A 16,109-nucleotide genomic window follows, 5' to 3' on the forward strand; every position below is an offset into this window, starting at 1 on the left:
CATACTGAATGTCCGCAGTTGGACATTCGGATAGTTGTTCAAGGTATCGAATTCTGCGCTTCAGCATGGGTCCCCGCTTTCGCGGGGACGACGTTGCTTAGGCCTGCGTGGTCCTCACGTTCTTGATCACGAACCCGCTCGCCGGCAGCGTCGGAATCCGCCGCATGCCGACCGTCAGGTCCTGCGGCGGCACGTCGTAGGCGATCTCGCCGGCGAACAACTGCAGCGCCGATTTCACCAGGTCGCCCGTGACGAATTCGCCCGGGCAGCGGTGGCCCGAGTAATGGTCGCCGCCGCCGTGCGGTACGAAATCGAAACCGCTGCTCTGCCGGCGGTCGAAGCGCTCCGGCCGGAACACCTCGGGGTCGCCCCAGATCGCGGGGTGGTGGTTCGTGCCGTACAGGTCGAACAACACCCACGTCCCCTTTTTCACATGCATCCCGTGCCAGTCGAAGGCGTGCAGGGCGCGGCCGCCCATCGCCGGGATGAACGGGTAGTAGCGCCGCACTTCCTGCATGAACCACGTCGTGTACGCGTCGTCGCCCGCCGCGATGCGCGCGCGTGATTCCGGATGGTCGTGCAGCGCCAGCAGGCCGAACACGATGTAGCGCGCCACGGCCACCGTCGGGCGCAGCAGGTTGATGAGTTCCACGCCCGCGTGCTTGCGGTGCATGAGTTCCCCGCCGGCGTCGCGGTGGCGTGCGATCACGTTCAGCGGACTGTCGAACGCCGGCTGGACCTGGCCGGCGCGCACGGCGTCGACGAGGGCGCGGGCCCATTGCTCGGTGCGGGCACGCGCGAGGTGGCCGCGCCAGTTGCGCGGGCCGGCCGAACCGGCGCCCGCGATCATCCGCGCGAATTCGCGCGTGCGCTCCCGCGCGTCGTCCGCGCTGATCGGAATCCCGGCCCAGTGGCACACGGCGCGGCACAGCACTTCCTGCGCGGCCTCGTGCACGACGACCTGCGCGTTGCCCGTCCACTGCGCGAAGCGCGTGCGCCATTCGGCCGCGGCCAGGCCGACGAGGCGCTGCCGCTCCAGGGGGCTGAACAACGACATCAGCATGGCCTTGCGCTTCTTGTGCGCCTCGCCGTCCAGCGCCATCACGCTGCCGAAGTCCTGCAGCAGGGCCATCGTCGTCGCCGGCAGCGCGTGGCGGCGCGTGAAGCGGCCGGGTTGATAAAACATGCGGCCCGCGTCCTCGCCGCGCACGCACAGCACGCGCCGCAGCATCAGGCGGGTCGCGAACATGTCGCTGTCCAGCGCGGCGTAACGGCGCGGCATGAACTCGTAGCCTTGCGCCAGAAAGGCGATCGAGTTGTCGAAACCCGGGGCGCGCGGTGCGGCGTCGAGGGCGTCGGCGTGGTGGTGGTCGGTATTGCTCAAGACTTCTCCTGCGGTGGTGATACCAGATACCCGGTGCGTCAGTGCGGCACGGGCACGAAGGCGGGATCGGGCGTGTCCTGCAGCGCGCGCGGCAGGTAGATGGTCACGGTCGTGCCGTCTCCCTCGCGGCTCGCCAGCCGGATATGGCCGCCGCTCTGCTTGACGAAGCCGTGCGCCATCGACAGGCCCAGGCCCGTGCCCTTGCCCTCGGGCTTGGTCGTGAAGAACGGCTCGAACGCCCGCTCGATCACGTCGGGCGGCATGCCGCTGCCCGTGTCGCTGACGGCGATCGTGACGAATTCGCCGGGACGGATGCCGGGGTAGGCCAGCTGGTCGGCCGGATCGACCGTGATGTTGGACAGCGTGATGGTGACGGTGCCGCCGCCCTCCATCGCGTCGCGCGCATTGATCACGAGGTTCAGCAGCACGTTTTCCAGCTGGTTCGGATCGACGAGGACGTTCCACAGGTCGGGTGCGATGTCCATGCGGATCGCGACGCTGTCGCCGACGGCGCGGTGCAGCAGCGCGTCCATGCGTTCAATGAGCTGGGCCAGGTTGACGACGCTCGGGTGCAGCGGCTGGCGCCGCGCGAAGGCGAGCAGTTGGGCGGCCAGCTTCTTGCCCCGTTCGACGGCGTCGAGGATGTTCAGCAGGCGCTTGCGGCCGTTGTCGTCGCTGCGCAGCATCAGCTGGACGTTGGCGCTGATGATGTGCAGGATGTTGTTGAAGTCGTGCGCCACGCCGCCGGTCAGCTTGCCGACGGCTTCCAGCTTCTGCGAGCGCAGCAGCGCGGCGCGCGCTTCCTCCAGGCCTTGCTGGCGCTGCCGCTCGCGTTCCGCTGTTTCCTTGCGCGGGCGGATGTCGCGCACGAACGCCGTGATGCCGTAGCCGTGCTTCGTCGCCAGCGGCGTCATCGCAACCTCCACCGGGATCGCGTGGCCGTCGCGCGTCAGCGCCGTCGTTTCCGTCGGGCCCGTCAGCATCGCGCAGGTGCCGCTCTGGGCGAACCGCACCAGGCAGTCCCGCCACGCCGCGCGCCCGGACGCCGGGACCAGGAGGTCGAGCACGTCGTGCCCCACCGCTTCGTCCTCGCGCCAGCCGAACAGTTTGCAGGCCTGCAGGTTCCAGTCCGTGATGCGGCCGTCGGGTGCGATGGCGATGAAGGCGTCGTACGCCGTCTGCAGGATCAGGCGCACGCGCTCGCGTTCGGCGTCGATGCGGTCGCGCGAGGCGCGCAGTTCCACCGTCATCCCCTGTGCCAGCTGCAGCGCGCGGCGGCGTTCGGAGGCCAGCAGCCAGACGACGAGCGCCAGCAGCATGCCCAGGCCGACGCCCGTCAGCGCGATCGCGACGGTCGTGCGGCGCTCCAGCGACGCCTCGAAACGGGGCATCGAGTGGATGGCGACGGTCCATGTGCGGCCGGCGCTGTCGACCGTCGTCTGGTAGCTCAGCAGCGGCTTGCGGCCGGCGGGGCCGGCACCGGACGACCGGTAGAGCAGGGCGTCCGCGGTGGGCGCCAGGCCATCGTAGATCTCGACGAGCAGATCGTCCGCGTGCTCGCCCCCCAGGCCGCGCATCAGGTCGTTCATCCGGAACGGCGCGTACACCCAGCCGACGATGGCGGCGCGCCGGGCGTCGAGCGAGTCGTGCACGAGGCCGGCCTCGTACACCGGCATGTACATCAGGAAGCCGGGCTGGCCGCCGTTGCCGCCTTCCTGCACCAGCACGACCTTGCCGGTGGCGGCCGCATGGCCGGTATCGCGCGCCTGCTCCATCGCCGCGCGCCGCACCGGCTCGCTGAACATGTCGTAGCCGAAGGCGCGCAGATTGCGTCCCGAGAACGGCTCGATGCGCGTGATCGACGTGATCACGGGCCGCGGCCCGGGCGGCTTGATCGCATAGTCGCGAAAGCCTTCGGCACGCATCGCGGCGACGTGCGCGTCGAGCCGGCCGGGCGGGATGATCGCGGCGATGCCCAGCGCCTCGATGCCGGGGAAGTGTTCGTTCAGGCGTAGCAGGTCGTAGTACTCGGCGAATGCACCGCGGTCGATCTCGACCGAGCCGCGCAGGAAGCCGCTCGTGGCCAGCAGCACTTCCTCGTAGACGTCCATGCGCCGGTCGATGCTGGCCGCCATGTCGCGTGCGCGGAAATTGAAATTGCCGGCCAGTTCGGCCGCCGCGGTCCGCTGCGCATTGCCGGCCACCATATAGGTCACGATCAGCGCGGCGAGAAACGCGAGCGCGGCCAGGAGCAGGGGAAGGTGGACCGGGCTGCGCGGCGACGGGCGGGTGGCTGGAACGGGCGATGGGTCTGGACGCGGCATGAATGCAGTACGCTGTACTCGACAAGGGAAAAGGTGGCAATGGTCCATTGCCGGCAGGGCAAGCGTGCCGTCATGACAGGATACGCGGGTGCCCACGAAATCGGCGCACAACAGGGCGCGTACCGTCCGGCTACAATGAGCGTTTTACGCCATGCCGATGCCTTTCCACTTCTCCACGATGAGCCTGCTGCAGCGCGTGCGCCGGGGTGCCGCGCTGGCCCTCGTCGCCGTCCTGCTGTGGGCCGCGCTCGCGCCCGTGCGCTACCCGACGCGCGAGCACACGTTCGTGTTCCCGCGCGGCGCGGCCATCCTGCGCGGGGAGGATGCCGGCCTGGTGCCGGCCGAGGTGCAGCTGACGCTGGGCGTGCGCGACGTCCTGCTGCTGCACAACCGCGACATCGCGCCGCACGTGTTCGGGCAGGTGCTCGTGCTGCCGGGCCACGCGTTCCGCCTGCCGTTCGAGCAGGCCGGCGACTACGTGTACGCCTGCGACGCGGCGCCCGGCCATGCCGTTACGGTGCGCGTGGGCGATCATCCCGATCCCGGCTGGGCGCGCCTCGGGTGGCGCCTGCGCGCCCTGGCCGAGGCCGTACGCACCCTGCCGATCGTCGCGCCGGACGACTGACGGGACATGCAATCGTGCTCCGTCCCGCGCGGCGAATCTGTCATGATGCGCGCATGGCCACGATCACGTTACCCCTGTTCCCGCTCAGTACGGTCCTGTTTCCGGATGGCGTGCTGCCGCTACAGATCTTTGAGGTACGCTACCTCGACATGATCAGCCATTGCCTGACGGAAGACGAGCCGTTCGGCGTCGTGCTGCTGACGCATGGCCAGGAAGTGCGTACCCCGCAGGGCCAGGAAAAGTTCGCGTCCGCAGGCACGCTGGCCTCCGTGCAGGACACGACGGCCTCCACGCCGGGGCTGCTGCAGGTGGTGTGCCGCGGCGGCGCGCGTTTCAATGTCCTGGAAAGCGAACGCCGCACGAACGGCCTGTGGATGGCCGAGGCGGAATTGCTGGAAGACGATCACATCGTGCGCATCCCGTCCGACCTGAAAGGCGCGGCCGATGCGCTCGACCGCGTGCTGGCGTCACTGCACGACGTGCCGCAGAGCCGCTGGCCCGTGCAGCCGCCGTTCCGCCTGGACGATTGCGGCTGGGTGGCCAACCGCTGGTGCGAGCTGCTGCCGCTGCCCAATCACCAGAAGCAGAGCATGCTCATGCTGGACAATCCGATGATCCGGCTGGAGCTGCTGCATGACGTGCTCGACGAGCACGGCTTGATCACGTCGTAATCTACGCTTCGACGCTGACGGCGCTACTGGTCGAGGACGTGTCGCCGTCGTCCGGATACGCTTTCAGCAACTGCAGCGCATGGGCCGCACCGCCCGCGCCGCCCGCACCGCCCGGCGGCGGACCGGGCGGGGGACCGTCCGGCCGGATGCCGCCGCCGTTCACGCGCGACGCGTCGAACTGGGCGTTGAGCTGGTCGGACAACTTGGTCATCGCATCCGTGAGCTCGCTCTTGGTGACCTTGCCGTCGCCATCGCCGTCGAGGGCGCTGAAGGCGTCGTCGATGTCGCCCGACTGCATGCCGCCGCCATCGTCCGTCGCCGAGAGCGCGCTCTGCAGGTCGGTCTTCTCGATATAGCCCTGGTTCTTCGTATCGAGTTTGGAAAAGACGGAATCGGCCCACGTCGACAGGCCACCGCTGATGCTCGCTACCATGTTGGAATCCTTTATTTAATGAACTATTTATTCAAAGAATTATCGGTCCGGCAAGCGATTTAAAGCTGTAAAGGCGCGTAAAGGTAGGTAAAAACACGGATTTCATATACAGGGGGTAGGATTTGAGGTAACCTTGAGCGCGATTTAGATTCTCTACGTCAGCCTAAGCCGCCGCTCCCGGCCAAGCCCGCGCGAGGCGCGTCCCGTCACCCCGGTTTACCCGCGTTGGCCCAGCCTGGGCAGCAGCCCGGCCGTAGAACGCAACGATTCATTGCCCGAAAGAAAACATGTCTGAAACACCGACCACTATTGAAGCTGGCGGCGCGCCGACCGTGCGCTTCGCCGATTTCGGCCTCGCGCCTGAGATCCAGCGTGCGCTGTCGGACCAGGGCTATGTCCATCCGACCCCGATCCAGGCCCAGGCGATCCCCATCGTCCTGCAGGGCCGCGACGTCATGGGCGCGGCCCAGACCGGCACCGGCAAGACGGCGAGCTTCTCGCTGCCGATCATCCAGTTGCTGCTGCCGCATGCCAACACGAGCATGTCGCCCGCGCGCCATGCCGTGCGCGCCCTCGTGCTGACGCCGACGCGCGAACTGGCGATCCAGGTTGCCGAGAACGTCAAGGCCTATGCCCAGCACACGCCGCTGCGCTCCACCGTCGTCTTCGGCGGCATGGACATGAAGCCGCAGACCGAGATCCTGCGCCGCGGCGTCGAGATCGTCATCGCCACGCCGGGCCGCCTGCTCGACCACGTGGAGCAGAAGAACATCAGCCTGGCCCAGGTCCAGATGCTCGTGATGGACGAAGCCGACCGCATGCTCGACATGGGCTTCCTGCCCGACCTGCAGCGCATCATCAACCTGCTGCCGAAGAAGCGCCAGAACCTGATGTTCTCGGCCACGTTCTCGCCGGAGATCAAGAAGCTGGCGTCCAGCTTCCTGACCGACCCGCTGACGATCGAAGTCGCGCGCAGCAACGCCACCAACACCTCGATCACGCAGGTGCTGTACAAGGTCGACGAAGAGCAGAAGCGCAACGTCGTCGAGCACCTGATCCGCGCGCGCGACCTGAAGCAGGTTCTCGTGTTCTCGAACACCAAGATCGGTGCGTCGCGCCTGGCACGCTACCTCGAGCAGGCCGGCATCAAGGCCTCCGCCATCCACGGCGACAAGACGCAGCAGGAGCGCATCGCCGCGCTGGACGCGTTCAAGAACGGCGACATCGACGTGCTCGTCGCGACCGACGTCGCGGCGCGCGGCCTCGACATCACCGACCTGCCGTGCGTGATCAACTACGACCTCCCGTACAACGCGGAAGATTACGTGCACCGCATCGGCCGCACGGGCCGCGCCGGCGCCACGGGCGATGCGCTGTCCGTGTATTCGGACAAGGACGAGCGCCTGCTGGTCGACATCGAGAAGCTGATCAAGCAGACCATCACGCGCGGCGAACTGACGGGCTTCTCCCCGTCGCGCGGCGTCGAGCGCAGCGAGCGCCCGGGCGACCGCCGCAGCGGCCGCCGCGAATCGGACAGCCCGCGCGCCGAGCGCACGGAACGCCCCGACCGCGGCCCGCGCAGCTACGGCGCGCCGCGCCGCGAAAAGCTCGATCCGTGGTTCCTCAAGCCGTACGAACCGGCGGCAGCCCCGCGCAAGGAAACGCCCGCGGCACCGGCCGCATCGGGCAAGCCGAAGCCCAAGCTGGCGGCGCTGCTGGGCGGACTCCCGAAGCAGTAAGCTCCCTTGCGTCGTCCCCGCGAAGGCGGGGATCCAGGTTCGACGCGTTACGACACCGCATGCGACATCGGGCCCCCGCCTGCGCGGGGGCGACGGTAATTAGACTTCCTTTCCCAGCGCCGCCTCCACCCGCTCCAGCAGGTCGCCATGCTTGTACGGCTTGGCGAGGATATTCAGCCGCTGGCCCTGCCCACGTCCCGGCAATTCGTCCATGTAGCCCGTCGTGACGAGCACCGGCAGGCGCGGGCGCAGCCGGCGCGCTTCGTCGACCAGCTGCAGGCCGCTCATCCCGCCCGGCATGATCACGTCCGTGAACAGCAGGTCCACCCGCGCACCCTCGCGCAGCAGGTCCAGCGCCTTCTCGCCGCTGGCGGCCGCCAGCACCGTGTAGCCGGCCATGCCCAGCACGCTCTCGGCCAGTTCGCGCACGTCGTCGTTGTCTTCCACCACGAGCACGCTGGGCCGGCTGCCCGCCATGGCGTCCGCTTCCGGCGTCGTGGTGTCCGGGTCCGGGTCCGTGCCGGCACCGTCCTGGCCATTGTCGGCCACGGGGAAGATCATGCGCACCGTCGTGCCTTCGCCCGGCTTGCTGTCGATTTCCAGGCGGCCCTGCGACTGCTGCACGAAGCCGTGCACCATTGCCAGGCCGAGCCCCGTGCCCGGTCCCTTGGTCGTGAAGAAGGGCTCCGTCGCGCGCCGCAGCACCTCGGGCGGCATGCCGATGCCCTTGTCGACCACGCACAGGTCGACATAGGGGATGCGCTCCTCGCCGCGCACGATGGCGGTGCCGACGGTCACCTGGCCGCCCTCCGGCATGGCATCGCGCGCGTTGATCAGCACGTTCAGCAGTGCCATCTCCAGGTGCGTCGGATCGAGGTGGCACAGCGGGAGGCCGGGACGCAGGTCGAGCCGCAGGTCGACCTTGTCGCCCAGCGTGCGCACGAGCATCTCGGAGAATTCCACGACGAGGGTATTGATGTTGACGGCCTTGGGTTCCAGCCGCTGCTTGCGCGCGAACGTCAGCAGCTGCTGGGTGAGTTTGCCGGCCCGCATGGCCGCGCGCTGCGCCCGTTCCAGCGCGGCGCGCGCCGCGTCAGGTTTCTCGAGGCTGATCAGCGCGACTTCCAGGTTGCCGTTGATGACTTGCAGCAGGTTGTTGAAGTCGTGCGCCATGCCGGCCGTCAGCTGGCCGATCGCTTCCATCTTCTGCGCCTGCAGGTGCGATTCCTGGCTCGTGCGGCGTTCCGTGATGTCCATCTGCGACGCGAAGAAGTACAGTAGCTGGCCGTCCTGGTCGAAGATCGGCCCGATGAACAGGGCGTTCCAGAACGGCGTGCCGTCGGCCTTGTAGTTGAGGATGTCGACGGCGACGGCGCGCTGCTCGGCGACCGCCTTGCGCACCTCGTCCACCGTGTGGCGGTCGGTCTGCGTGCCCTGCAGGATGCGGCAGTTGCGGCCGACGACGTCCTCTTCCTTGTACTGCGTGAGGTCGAGGAAGGCGCCGTTGCAGAACACGATTGGGTTGTCCGGCTGGCGCGGATCCGTGATGACCATCGGCATGCGCGTCATCTCGACGGCGGCGAAGAAGATGTTGCCGCGGTCGTCCAGGCCGTCGCGCTTGATGTAGGTGGCCTGCCAGTGGTTGACGCCGGGGGTGCCCATGGGCTCGTAGGCGTTGCCTTCGACCTCACCCGCGGCGGGTACGCCGTAGCTCTGGCCGCCGCCCTGCACGTCGACGTTCTTGTTGCGCGTATCTTCTTTTTTGGGACCGAGGACCATACGATTTCGCCACATGAAGGCTTGGGATGCCGTTCATTTTGGCGGAGCAACGGTCGGCGCTCTGTACGGATGCGCACAGAGCGCCGCGGCCTCAGGCGGACGGCGCGGACAGCAGCGCCAGCAGGGCTTGCGCCTGTTCGCGCCAGGTCATCCACGTCATGCCTTGCGACGCCGGATGGCGCCCCTCGGCATGCAGCGCGAGCCAGGCGCGCACCGCGTCGGCCAGCGCCGCGCCGTCCAGGCCCGAGAAGTAATACGCATGCTCGCCCGCCACTTCGCGGAACACGGGCAGGTTGCGCGCCAGCAGCGGCAGGCCGTGATGCGCCGCCTCGATCAGCGGCAGGCCGAAGCCTTCGCCCTCGCTGGGGAACAGCAGGCAGGTGCTGGCCAGGTAGACTTGCTGCAGCGTGTCGTCGTCGATGCCGTCCAGCCACAGCAGGCGGCGGCCCAGTTCCGGACTGCCGCGCAGGCGTTCCATGATGCGGGGCAGCGTGCGGCGGTCGGCGTCGGCCAGCGGCTTCCAGCCTTCGCGTCCCACGATCACGAGGTTCACGTCCACCCCCGCGGCCCACAGCTGCTCGAAGGCCTCGATGGCCTGCAGGTGGCCCTTGCGCGGCTCGATCGTGCCCACCATCAGGAAGCTCGGACGTGATGCCACCTGCGCTGCGACCTGTTCCGCGACCGGCGACCGCGGCGCCCCGTGCGGCTTTTCCAGTTCCAGGTCCGCGCCCAGGTGCAGCGCCGTCAGCAGCTGGCCCGGCCGGCGCGCCGCGTCGCGCGTCGCCAGCCATTGGGCGAGGTCGTCGCACACGGCGTGCGAGATGCAGATCAGGCGGTCCGCCTCGCCCGCCACGCAGTCGAGGAATGCCGCGTGCGTGACGTCGGCATGGGGCGGGAAGAATTCCGGCCGCAGCACGGGCAGCAGGTCGTACACCGTGAAGTTGATGGAGACGCCGCGCGCGCGCCAGGCGGCATACAAACCGCTGCGCGCGGCCGTCATCGCGGCATGCGGCGAATGGTCGGCGCAGTAATAAATGTCGCCGGCCAGCACGTCCACGACGGGGTCCGGGCCCTGCAGCACCTGGTCGATGCCGAGCAGGCGCGCCGCGTAGTTGCGCGCGTAGCGGTATTGCGGGTGGCTGCCGCTCTCGTCGAGGTATACCGGTTCGACGCGCCAGCCGATCGCGCGCATCCTGAGCAGTTCCTGCAACTGGTTGCGCACGACGCGCTCGATGCCCGTCTTGAGGTCGTGGCGCGCGATCGTCGTCACGTCCAGCAGCAGCTGGCGCGGCTGCAGCGGGTCGGGCGCGCGCGCGATGCAGCGCGCAAGACGCTGCAGCAGGGCGTCGTCGTCGTCGAGGCCGGGCGTCGCCAGCAGCGCGCGCAGCAGCGCGGGACGGCCGTGGCGCTGTTTCTGCGCATCGCGCGCGAGGGCCGCCTTGTACATCAGGCCCACACGTTCCGGGCTGTTGCGCGTGCCCATCAGCGCGAAGCCGGCGGCGCCCAGCGCCAGCCGGCGCGCGTCGTCGGCGCGCAGCGTTTCCAGTGCGGCGACGAGTTCATTTTGTTCAAACACGTCCGGCAGCATCCACACGGCGTCGTGCGGGAATTCCGCCATCGCGCCGTTGGCGTTGATGATCACGGGCAGGCCGTAGATCATGCAGTCGAGGACCGTGCCCGACGTCTCGCCGCGCGAGCTGGTGCGCAGCTGCACGCCGAGGTCGGCGGCCTGCAGCCAGCGCAAATAATCGTCGTCCGACGTCCAGCCGGAGATGCGCACGCGTTCGCCGGCATGGGCGGCGGCGATGGTGTCCGTCATCTGGCGGCCGTAGTCGCCGCCGTGGTTGGCGCCGACGAACACGAGGTGGCAACTGGCGTCGCCGTGCAGGCTGGAAGCGAGCCAGGCCTGCAGCAGTTCCAGGCAGTGCTTGGTGGGCGCGACGAAGCCGAAGTTACAGACGACGAAGGCGTCGTCCGCGATGCCGAGCGCGCGCCGCGCCTGCATGCGGTCGTTCTCGGCCGGCACGGCGCGGGGCAGCTGCGCCGGGCTCCAGTCGGCGCCGGCCTCCGGGCCGTACCACTCGCGCGCGAGCTGGCGCGCGTAGTCGGAGTGGACGATCACGTGCGACGCGTCCTGCAGGATCTCCAGGTTGCACGGGTAGTCCTGCTTGGCGCGTTCGAGGCCGTCCGGCGCCATGCTCGCCTGCACGGCCGCGTAGCCGTGCGAGTGGAGCAGGCTGCGCGTCCACACGTCCGGCATCGCGCCCGTGACCTGCTCGTACGAGAGCATGCCGCTCAGGAAGAAGTCGTGCAGCACGACGACACCAGGATGGCGCTGCAGCAGCGGCATCATGTGGCTGTGGAACGGGCTGTTGCCGAACTGGTAGACGATGTGCCGGTAGCGGTCCGGATGCGCGTCGAGCCATGCGGGCGGATGCCGCGGCAGGTGCGCGAGTTCCGGCGGCAGTGCCACCTCCGCCTGGTGGACGATCAGTTCCACGTCGAAGTGGGGCAGCAGCGTGGGCAGCACGCGCACGGCGTAGTCGGCGACGCCCGTGCGTTCCGGCGGCAGCGGCGACAGGAAGGCGATGCGCGGCTTCTCGGGCGCGTCTTGCGCCGGCGCGGCCGCATGCGCTTCCAGCGCGGCGATCGCGCGGCGGGCGCTGTTGTCCCAGCTGAACTTGCGCGCCTGGACGGCGCCGTGCTCGCGCAGGCGCGCCTGCAGCGCCGGATCGTCGAGCACCTGCCGGATGCGCGCCGCGATGGCGGCCGGATCGCGCGGGTCGAACAGCGCTTCCGGGTTGCCGATCACTTCCGGGACGCTGGTGCTGTCGGCGCCGATCACGAGCGCGCCGCACGCCATCGCTTCCAGCGCCGGCAGGCCGAAGCCTTCGTGCAGCGACGGGAACACGAACAGGGCGGCGCCGCGGTACAGGTCGATCAGGTCGGCGTCGCTCACGTAACCCGTCAGGACCATCTCGTCAGGCGCGAGGCCGTGACGGCGCGCGAGGTCGCGCAGGCGCTGGCGCTCGCCGTCGTTGATCTTGCCGGCGATGAGCAGCTGGTGCGCGGCGCGCTGCACGGGCGGTAGCATGCCGTAGGCGGCGACGAGGCCGTCGATGTTCTTGCGCGCGTCGAAGCCGCCCGGCGCGCACATCAGGTAGGCGCGGCGGATGCCGAAGCGCGTGCGCAGCGCGGCCGCGTGCGTGGCATCGAGCGCGGCGGGGCAAAAGGTCTCGTCCACGGCCGTCGAGATCGAGACGACGCGCGCCGGATCGAGGCCCAGCGCGTCGATGGCTTCCTGGCGCGAGTAGTCGGAAATCGCCAGCAGCAGGCCGGCCTGGCGCAGCGAGGCGATCTTGCGCTCGTAGTAGTGGCGCTGTTCCGGCTGGGCCAGGTATTTGTCCGGGTTCAGGAACGGGATCAGGTCGTACAGGACGGCCGCGGTGGACGCGCCATCCGCCAGGCGGCCGATCGAGACGACCGCATCGTCCACATAGCCTTCGAACAGGCTCGTGACAAGGACGGCGTCCGGGCGCAGCTGGGCGATCGCGTGTTCGCGCAGCAGCTCGGACGCGCGCGCGCGGGGGCCGTTGTGCGGATGCGATTCGGCCGTCGGGCCGACGATGTCGAACACGCAGATGCGCTGCGGCGGCACGAGGCCGGCAAATGCCTGGCGGATGTCGTCGATGGCGCTGCCCAGGGCGGCGTTCAGCACGAGCCAGACCTCGTGGCTGCCGGCATTGCGCGCCACGCCCAGCGCCAGCGCGAGCGAATAGCGGCCGATGCCGCGGTAGCGGCTTTCGGACTGGGCGCCCTGGAGATCAATGACGATCCGCATCGTTCATCCTTGCTTGTTCCTGTTTCAGTTGGCGCAGCTGGCGGTACGCGCGCGCGGCGCGCGGCGACAGCTCGCCCGGTTCGTCGTCCAGCCGCACGCGCGCGGCGCCGCTGTTGTCCAGCATGAGCGTGTACAGGCGGGCTTCCAGCGCCGGCACCTTGCGCAGCACGGCGCGCGCGGCGCGCTTCATGCCAGGACGGCGCAGCACGGCGCCGCCGGCGCTGCGCACCAGGCCCTTTACGCGCGTCTTGATGCCGCTGCCGATGCGGCCTTCGCGCTGCGCGCTGCGCAGGCGGAGGGCGAGCGTCATCGCGCGCCGCAGCGGTTCGGTGATGCGCCACGAGGTGCTCGACAACAGATCGACGACGCGCTGCGACATCTCGGCCGCATGCGCCTCGGCCCGGCCGATGCGCTCGTCCAGCCGCGCCAGCGCGTGGTGCAGTTCCTGCGCCTGCGCCTGGGCGCTCGCCAGCTGCTGCGCGAGGTCGGTGCCGTGCCGTTCGACGCGGGCGAGGATGTGGTGGATCTCGGCGTCGCGGCCGGCCAGCTGGTCTTCGTAGCGCAGCGCGAGCTGGCCCAGCGTGATGCCCCTGCGGGCGGAGAAGGCGGCGTCGAAGCGGGCCAACGCGTCCGGGTCGGCGGCCTTCTGTGCGACCACGGCGTAGTCGGGGCTGACGCCTTCGAGCACGTTGATCAGGCCCACCGGCGCGCCCGTGCGCAGTTGCGGATCTTCCTGCAGGCGCACGATGCGCTGGCGCGCGAAGCCCGCGTGTTCGGCCGCGAAGCCGAGCAGGCCCGGGGGCAGCGGGTGCAGGTGCGAGGGATCGAGATAGAAGCTGGTGGCGCCGACCGTCAGGTTTTCCGGGTTCGGCGTCTCCATGACGAGCAGGCCGCCCGGACGCAGTGCGCGCAGCGCTTCGGCGATCAGTTCGCGCACGAGGTCGAACGGCAGGTGCTCGACGAGGTGGAAGGCCGAGACGAGCGCCAGGCTGGCGTCCGGCTGGGCGCGCAGCGCGGCCAGCGCGTCGCCGTGCCGCGCGGCGAGGCCGCGTTCGCGGCACGCCGCCAGCATGCCCTCGTCGAGGTCCACGCCGCGCGCCTCGAAGCCGCTTTCGCCCAGCAGCTCCAGCCATTCGCCGCGGCCGCAGCCCAGGTCGAGCGCGACGGCCGGCGCGCCCTGCTGCAGCAGGGGATCGGTGAAGGGAGCGTAGGCGCGCAGCCGCTCCTTGATGGTGTCGCGCGAACCGCGGTAGCGGTCTTCGAAGGCGCGGTAGAACGATGTCTGGCTCATCGCCGGATCTCCACTTGCGGCTCCAGCCAACTGCTGCCCACGAACTCGCGCCGGTTCATGTTCATGACCATGAAGATGGCCGCCAGGTCGCGCCATTCGTAGTTGTCGGCCAGATGGGTTTCGTTGCTCGTCAGGGCGGTGGTGATCGAATAGCTGCCCGGTCCCAGGTTGAGCGGGAAGCGGAAGCGGTAGTCGATGGTTTCGCCGGCCGCGAGGTCCGTCAGCGGGTGGTCGAGGAAGTGCGTGTTGGTGCCGAAGATCTGCTGGCCCAGGCGGTCCTTGATCATGTAGCCCAGCACGAGGCGCGGCAGCGGCTTGTTCACGCGCACGCGGATGCGCAGGGTGGCCGGCACGCCCACGTTCAGCACTTCCAGCACCCGGCCTTCCTCGTTTTCCAGCGCGACGTCGACGACGTTCGCGTGGCCGTTGCCGGACGTGGTCTGGACGCGGCCTTCCGGCGTACGCACCTGTTCCACCGTCGTGCCTTCGCGCTCGGCGATCAGCGCGTTGTAGTAGTCCATCACTTCCTCGGGCGTGCCCTGCTTGGCCAGGCGCCCGCCGTCGAGCAGGATCGCGCGGTCGCAGATCGACTGCATCGCGGCGCGGTCGTGGCTGACGATCAGCAGGGTCGTGCCCTGCTTGCGGAATTCGCGGATGCGGTCGAAGCTCTTGTGCTGGAAGTAGGCGTCGCCGACGGACAGCGCCTCGTCGACGATCAGCACGTCCGGCCGGCGCACGGTGGCCACGCTGAACGCGAGGCGCATCTGCATGCCGGACGAGTACACGCGCACGGGCTGGTCGATGTAGTCGCCGATCTCGGCGAACGCCTCGATCTGCGGCATCAGTTCCTCGAGCTCGTGCACGCCGAGGCCCAGCAGCTGGCCCGCCATGAAGACGTTCTGGCGGCCCGTGAAATCGGGGTGGAAGCCCATCCCCAGTTCGAGCAGCGCGGCCACGCGGCCGCTGATCGCCACGCCGCCCGTGGTCGGCTGCGTCGTGCCGGTGATCAGCTTGAGTAGCGTGCTCTTGCCGGCGCCGTTGATGCCGATGATGCCCACGGCGTCGCCCGGCGCCAGTTCGAAGCTGATGTCCTGCAGGACCCACTTCAGCTTGTGGCGCGGCTGGTTGCCGGGCAGGATCCATTCGGCCAGCCGGCTCCAGCGGTTGCCGTACTGTTTATAGGCCTTGCCCAGGTTTTCGACTCGGATCGCGCCCATTACAGTTCATCCACCATTTCGCCCGCGCGCTTGCGGAACAGGTGCATCCCCAGCGCGCAGAACAGCAGCGCCAGCACCGTGACCGGCAGCAGGCCTTTCCAATGCGGCAGCCGGCCGTCCAGCAGGATGCCCTGGCAGGCCTGCACGACGGCCGCCATCGGGTTCCAGGCCAGCAGCGGACGGATGTCCTGGGGCAGGGCCGTGGCGGGATAGACGACCGGCGTGAACCAGAACCAGAACTGCAGCACGATCGCGAAGAACTGGCCGACGTCGCGGAAGAACACGTTCAGCACGCCCAGGATCATGGCCAGGCCGATCGCGAACAGCACCAGCACGCCGAGCACGGGCACCAGCGCCAGGTACTGCCAGCCGGGGAACGAGCCGCTGACGGCGAGGAAGACGGTGAACAGGCCGAAGATGATCGCGAAATTGACCAGCGCGTTGAGCACGACGACGATCGGCAGGCAGATGCGGGGAAACTGCAGCTTCTTGATCAGGTTGGCGTTTTCGAGGAAGACATTCTGGCCGCGCGACGTGATCTCGGCGAACAGGCCCCACGTGAGCACGCCCGCGCACAGGTAGATGCTGTACGCGAAGTGGCCGGTGCTGCCCTGCAGGCGCGTGCCCATCACCTGCGAAAAGATGACGGTGTACACGACGATCATCGCGAGGGGATTCAGGATGGTCCACGCGGCGCCCAGCAGGGAATTGCGGTACTTGGCCTGGAATTCGCGGCGCACGCTACCCGCGATGAAGCCGCGATAGCGCCAGACGCCACCCAGCATGGAACGGGAAATCATAGGGA

The 16,109-nt window shown here is 69.0% G+C and carries 11 protein-coding genes; 3 read left to right on the top strand and 8 right to left on the bottom strand.

Going from position 1 to position 16,109, the window contains the following annotated elements; translation table 11 throughout:
• Nucleotides 1-97: 97 nt before the first annotated feature.
• Together ACEN9G_RS17345 and ACEN9G_RS17350 are read right to left on the bottom strand one after the other, a co-directional pair.
• Nucleotides 98-1,384, bottom strand: a complete 1,287-nt coding sequence (locus ACEN9G_RS17345) for a cytochrome P450 (RefSeq protein WP_483126788.1) — start codon at nt 1,382-1,384, stop codon at nt 98-100.
• Nucleotides 1,385-1,422: 38 nt separating this feature from the next.
• Nucleotides 1,423-3,708: a CHASE domain-containing protein gene (locus ACEN9G_RS17350; RefSeq protein WP_413343166.1), complete on the bottom strand. Its 2,286-nt coding sequence runs from the start codon at nt 3,706-3,708 to the stop codon at nt 1,423-1,425.
• Between the two features lie 151 nt (nt 3,709-3,859).
• Here ACEN9G_RS17350 and ACEN9G_RS17355 point away from each other — a divergent pair, with 151 nt between their 5' ends.
• Together ACEN9G_RS17355 and ACEN9G_RS17360 are read left to right on the top strand one after the other, a co-directional pair.
• Nucleotides 3,860-4,333: a cupredoxin domain-containing protein gene (locus tag ACEN9G_RS17355; protein WP_413343164.1), complete on the top strand. Its 474-nt coding sequence runs from the start codon at nt 3,860-3,862 to the stop codon at nt 4,331-4,333.
• 53 nt (nt 4,334-4,386) lie between these two features.
• A complete protein-coding gene (locus ACEN9G_RS17360; RefSeq protein WP_413343162.1) occupies nt 4,387-5,004 on the top strand; it encodes an LON peptidase substrate-binding domain-containing protein in 618 nt (205 codons plus the stop codon).
• A gap of 1 nt (nt 5,005) precedes the next feature.
• Here ACEN9G_RS17360 and ACEN9G_RS17365 read toward each other — a convergent pair whose 3' ends face one another.
• Nucleotides 5,006-5,437 (bottom strand): EF-hand domain-containing protein, encoded by a 432-nt coding sequence (locus ACEN9G_RS17365; protein ID WP_413343160.1) that lies wholly within the window; start codon nt 5,435-5,437, stop codon nt 5,006-5,008.
• Between the two features lie 287 nt (nt 5,438-5,724).
• Here ACEN9G_RS17365 and ACEN9G_RS17370 point away from each other — a divergent pair, with 287 nt between their 5' ends.
• Entirely contained in the window at nt 5,725-7,176 is a 1,452-nt protein-coding gene (locus ACEN9G_RS17370) for a DEAD/DEAH box helicase (protein ID WP_483126789.1), read from the top strand.
• Between the two features lie 99 nt (nt 7,177-7,275).
• Here ACEN9G_RS17370 and ACEN9G_RS17375 read toward each other — a convergent pair whose 3' ends face one another.
• From ACEN9G_RS17375 to ACEN9G_RS17395, 5 genes are all read right to left on the bottom strand, one after another.
• Nucleotides 7,276-8,955 carry an ATP-binding protein gene (locus tag ACEN9G_RS17375; RefSeq protein WP_413344751.1) on the bottom strand — a complete coding sequence of 560 codons (1,680 nt, stop codon included), beginning with the start codon at nt 8,953-8,955 and terminating at the stop codon, nt 7,276-7,278.
• 91 nt (nt 8,956-9,046) lie between these two features.
• Complete coding sequence (locus ACEN9G_RS17380) at nt 9,047-12,796, bottom strand: glycosyltransferase (RefSeq protein ID WP_483126790.1); 3,750 nt, start codon at nt 12,794-12,796, stop codon at nt 9,047-9,049.
• Nucleotides 12,780-14,087, bottom strand: a complete 1,308-nt coding sequence (locus ACEN9G_RS17385) for a class I SAM-dependent methyltransferase (protein ID WP_483126791.1) — start codon at nt 14,085-14,087, stop codon at nt 12,780-12,782. Before ACEN9G_RS17385 ends, ACEN9G_RS17380 begins: the two co-directional genes overlap by 17 nt.
• The gene (locus ACEN9G_RS17390; RefSeq protein WP_413343393.1) at nt 14,084-15,304 is read right to left on the bottom strand and encodes an ABC transporter ATP-binding protein; all 1,221 of its coding nucleotides are present in this window, start codon (nt 15,302-15,304) and stop codon (nt 14,084-14,086) included. Before ACEN9G_RS17390 ends, ACEN9G_RS17385 begins: the two co-directional genes overlap by 4 nt.
• The gene (locus ACEN9G_RS17395; protein WP_413343391.1) at nt 15,304-16,104 is read right to left on the bottom strand and encodes an ABC transporter permease; all 801 of its coding nucleotides are present in this window, start codon (nt 16,102-16,104) and stop codon (nt 15,304-15,306) included. Before ACEN9G_RS17395 ends, ACEN9G_RS17390 begins: the two co-directional genes overlap by 1 nt.
• Nucleotides 16,105-16,109 lie beyond the last annotated feature (5 nt).

Source organism: Massilia sp. Masssp94 (genome assembly GCF_059491305.1).

What these genes read in the sequence shown, in the direction of transcription:
- ACEN9G_RS17370 (WP_483126789.1), top strand. Translation starts at nt 5,725, where the DNA reads ATGTCTGAAACACCGACCACTATTGAAGCTGGCGGCGCGCCGACCGTG.
- ACEN9G_RS17365 (WP_413343160.1), bottom strand. Translation starts at nt 5,437, where the DNA reads ATGGTAGCGAGCATCAGCGGTGGCCTGTCGACGTGGGCCGATTCCGTC.
- ACEN9G_RS17390 (WP_413343393.1), bottom strand. Translation starts at nt 15,304, where the DNA reads ATGGGCGCGATCCGAGTCGAAAACCTGGGCAAGGCCTATAAACAGTAC.
- ACEN9G_RS17355 (WP_413343164.1), top strand. Translation starts at nt 3,860, where the DNA reads ATGCCGATGCCTTTCCACTTCTCCACGATGAGCCTGCTGCAGCGCGTG.
- ACEN9G_RS17350 (WP_413343166.1), bottom strand. Translation starts at nt 3,708, where the DNA reads ATGCCGCGTCCAGACCCATCGCCCGTTCCAGCCACCCGCCCGTCGCCG.
- ACEN9G_RS17385 (WP_483126791.1), bottom strand. Translation starts at nt 14,087, where the DNA reads ATGAGCCAGACATCGTTCTACCGCGCCTTCGAAGACCGCTACCGCGGT.
- ACEN9G_RS17375 (WP_413344751.1), bottom strand. Translation starts at nt 8,955, where the DNA reads ATGGTCCTCGGTCCCAAAAAAGAAGATACGCGCAACAAGAACGTCGAC.
- ACEN9G_RS17360 (WP_413343162.1), top strand. Translation starts at nt 4,387, where the DNA reads ATGGCCACGATCACGTTACCCCTGTTCCCGCTCAGTACGGTCCTGTTT.
- ACEN9G_RS17380 (WP_483126790.1), bottom strand. Translation starts at nt 12,796, where the DNA reads ATGCGGATCGTCATTGATCTCCAGGGCGCCCAGTCCGAAAGCCGCTAC.
- ACEN9G_RS17395 (WP_413343391.1), bottom strand. Translation starts at nt 16,104, where the DNA reads ATGATTTCCCGTTCCATGCTGGGTGGCGTCTGGCGCTATCGCGGCTTC.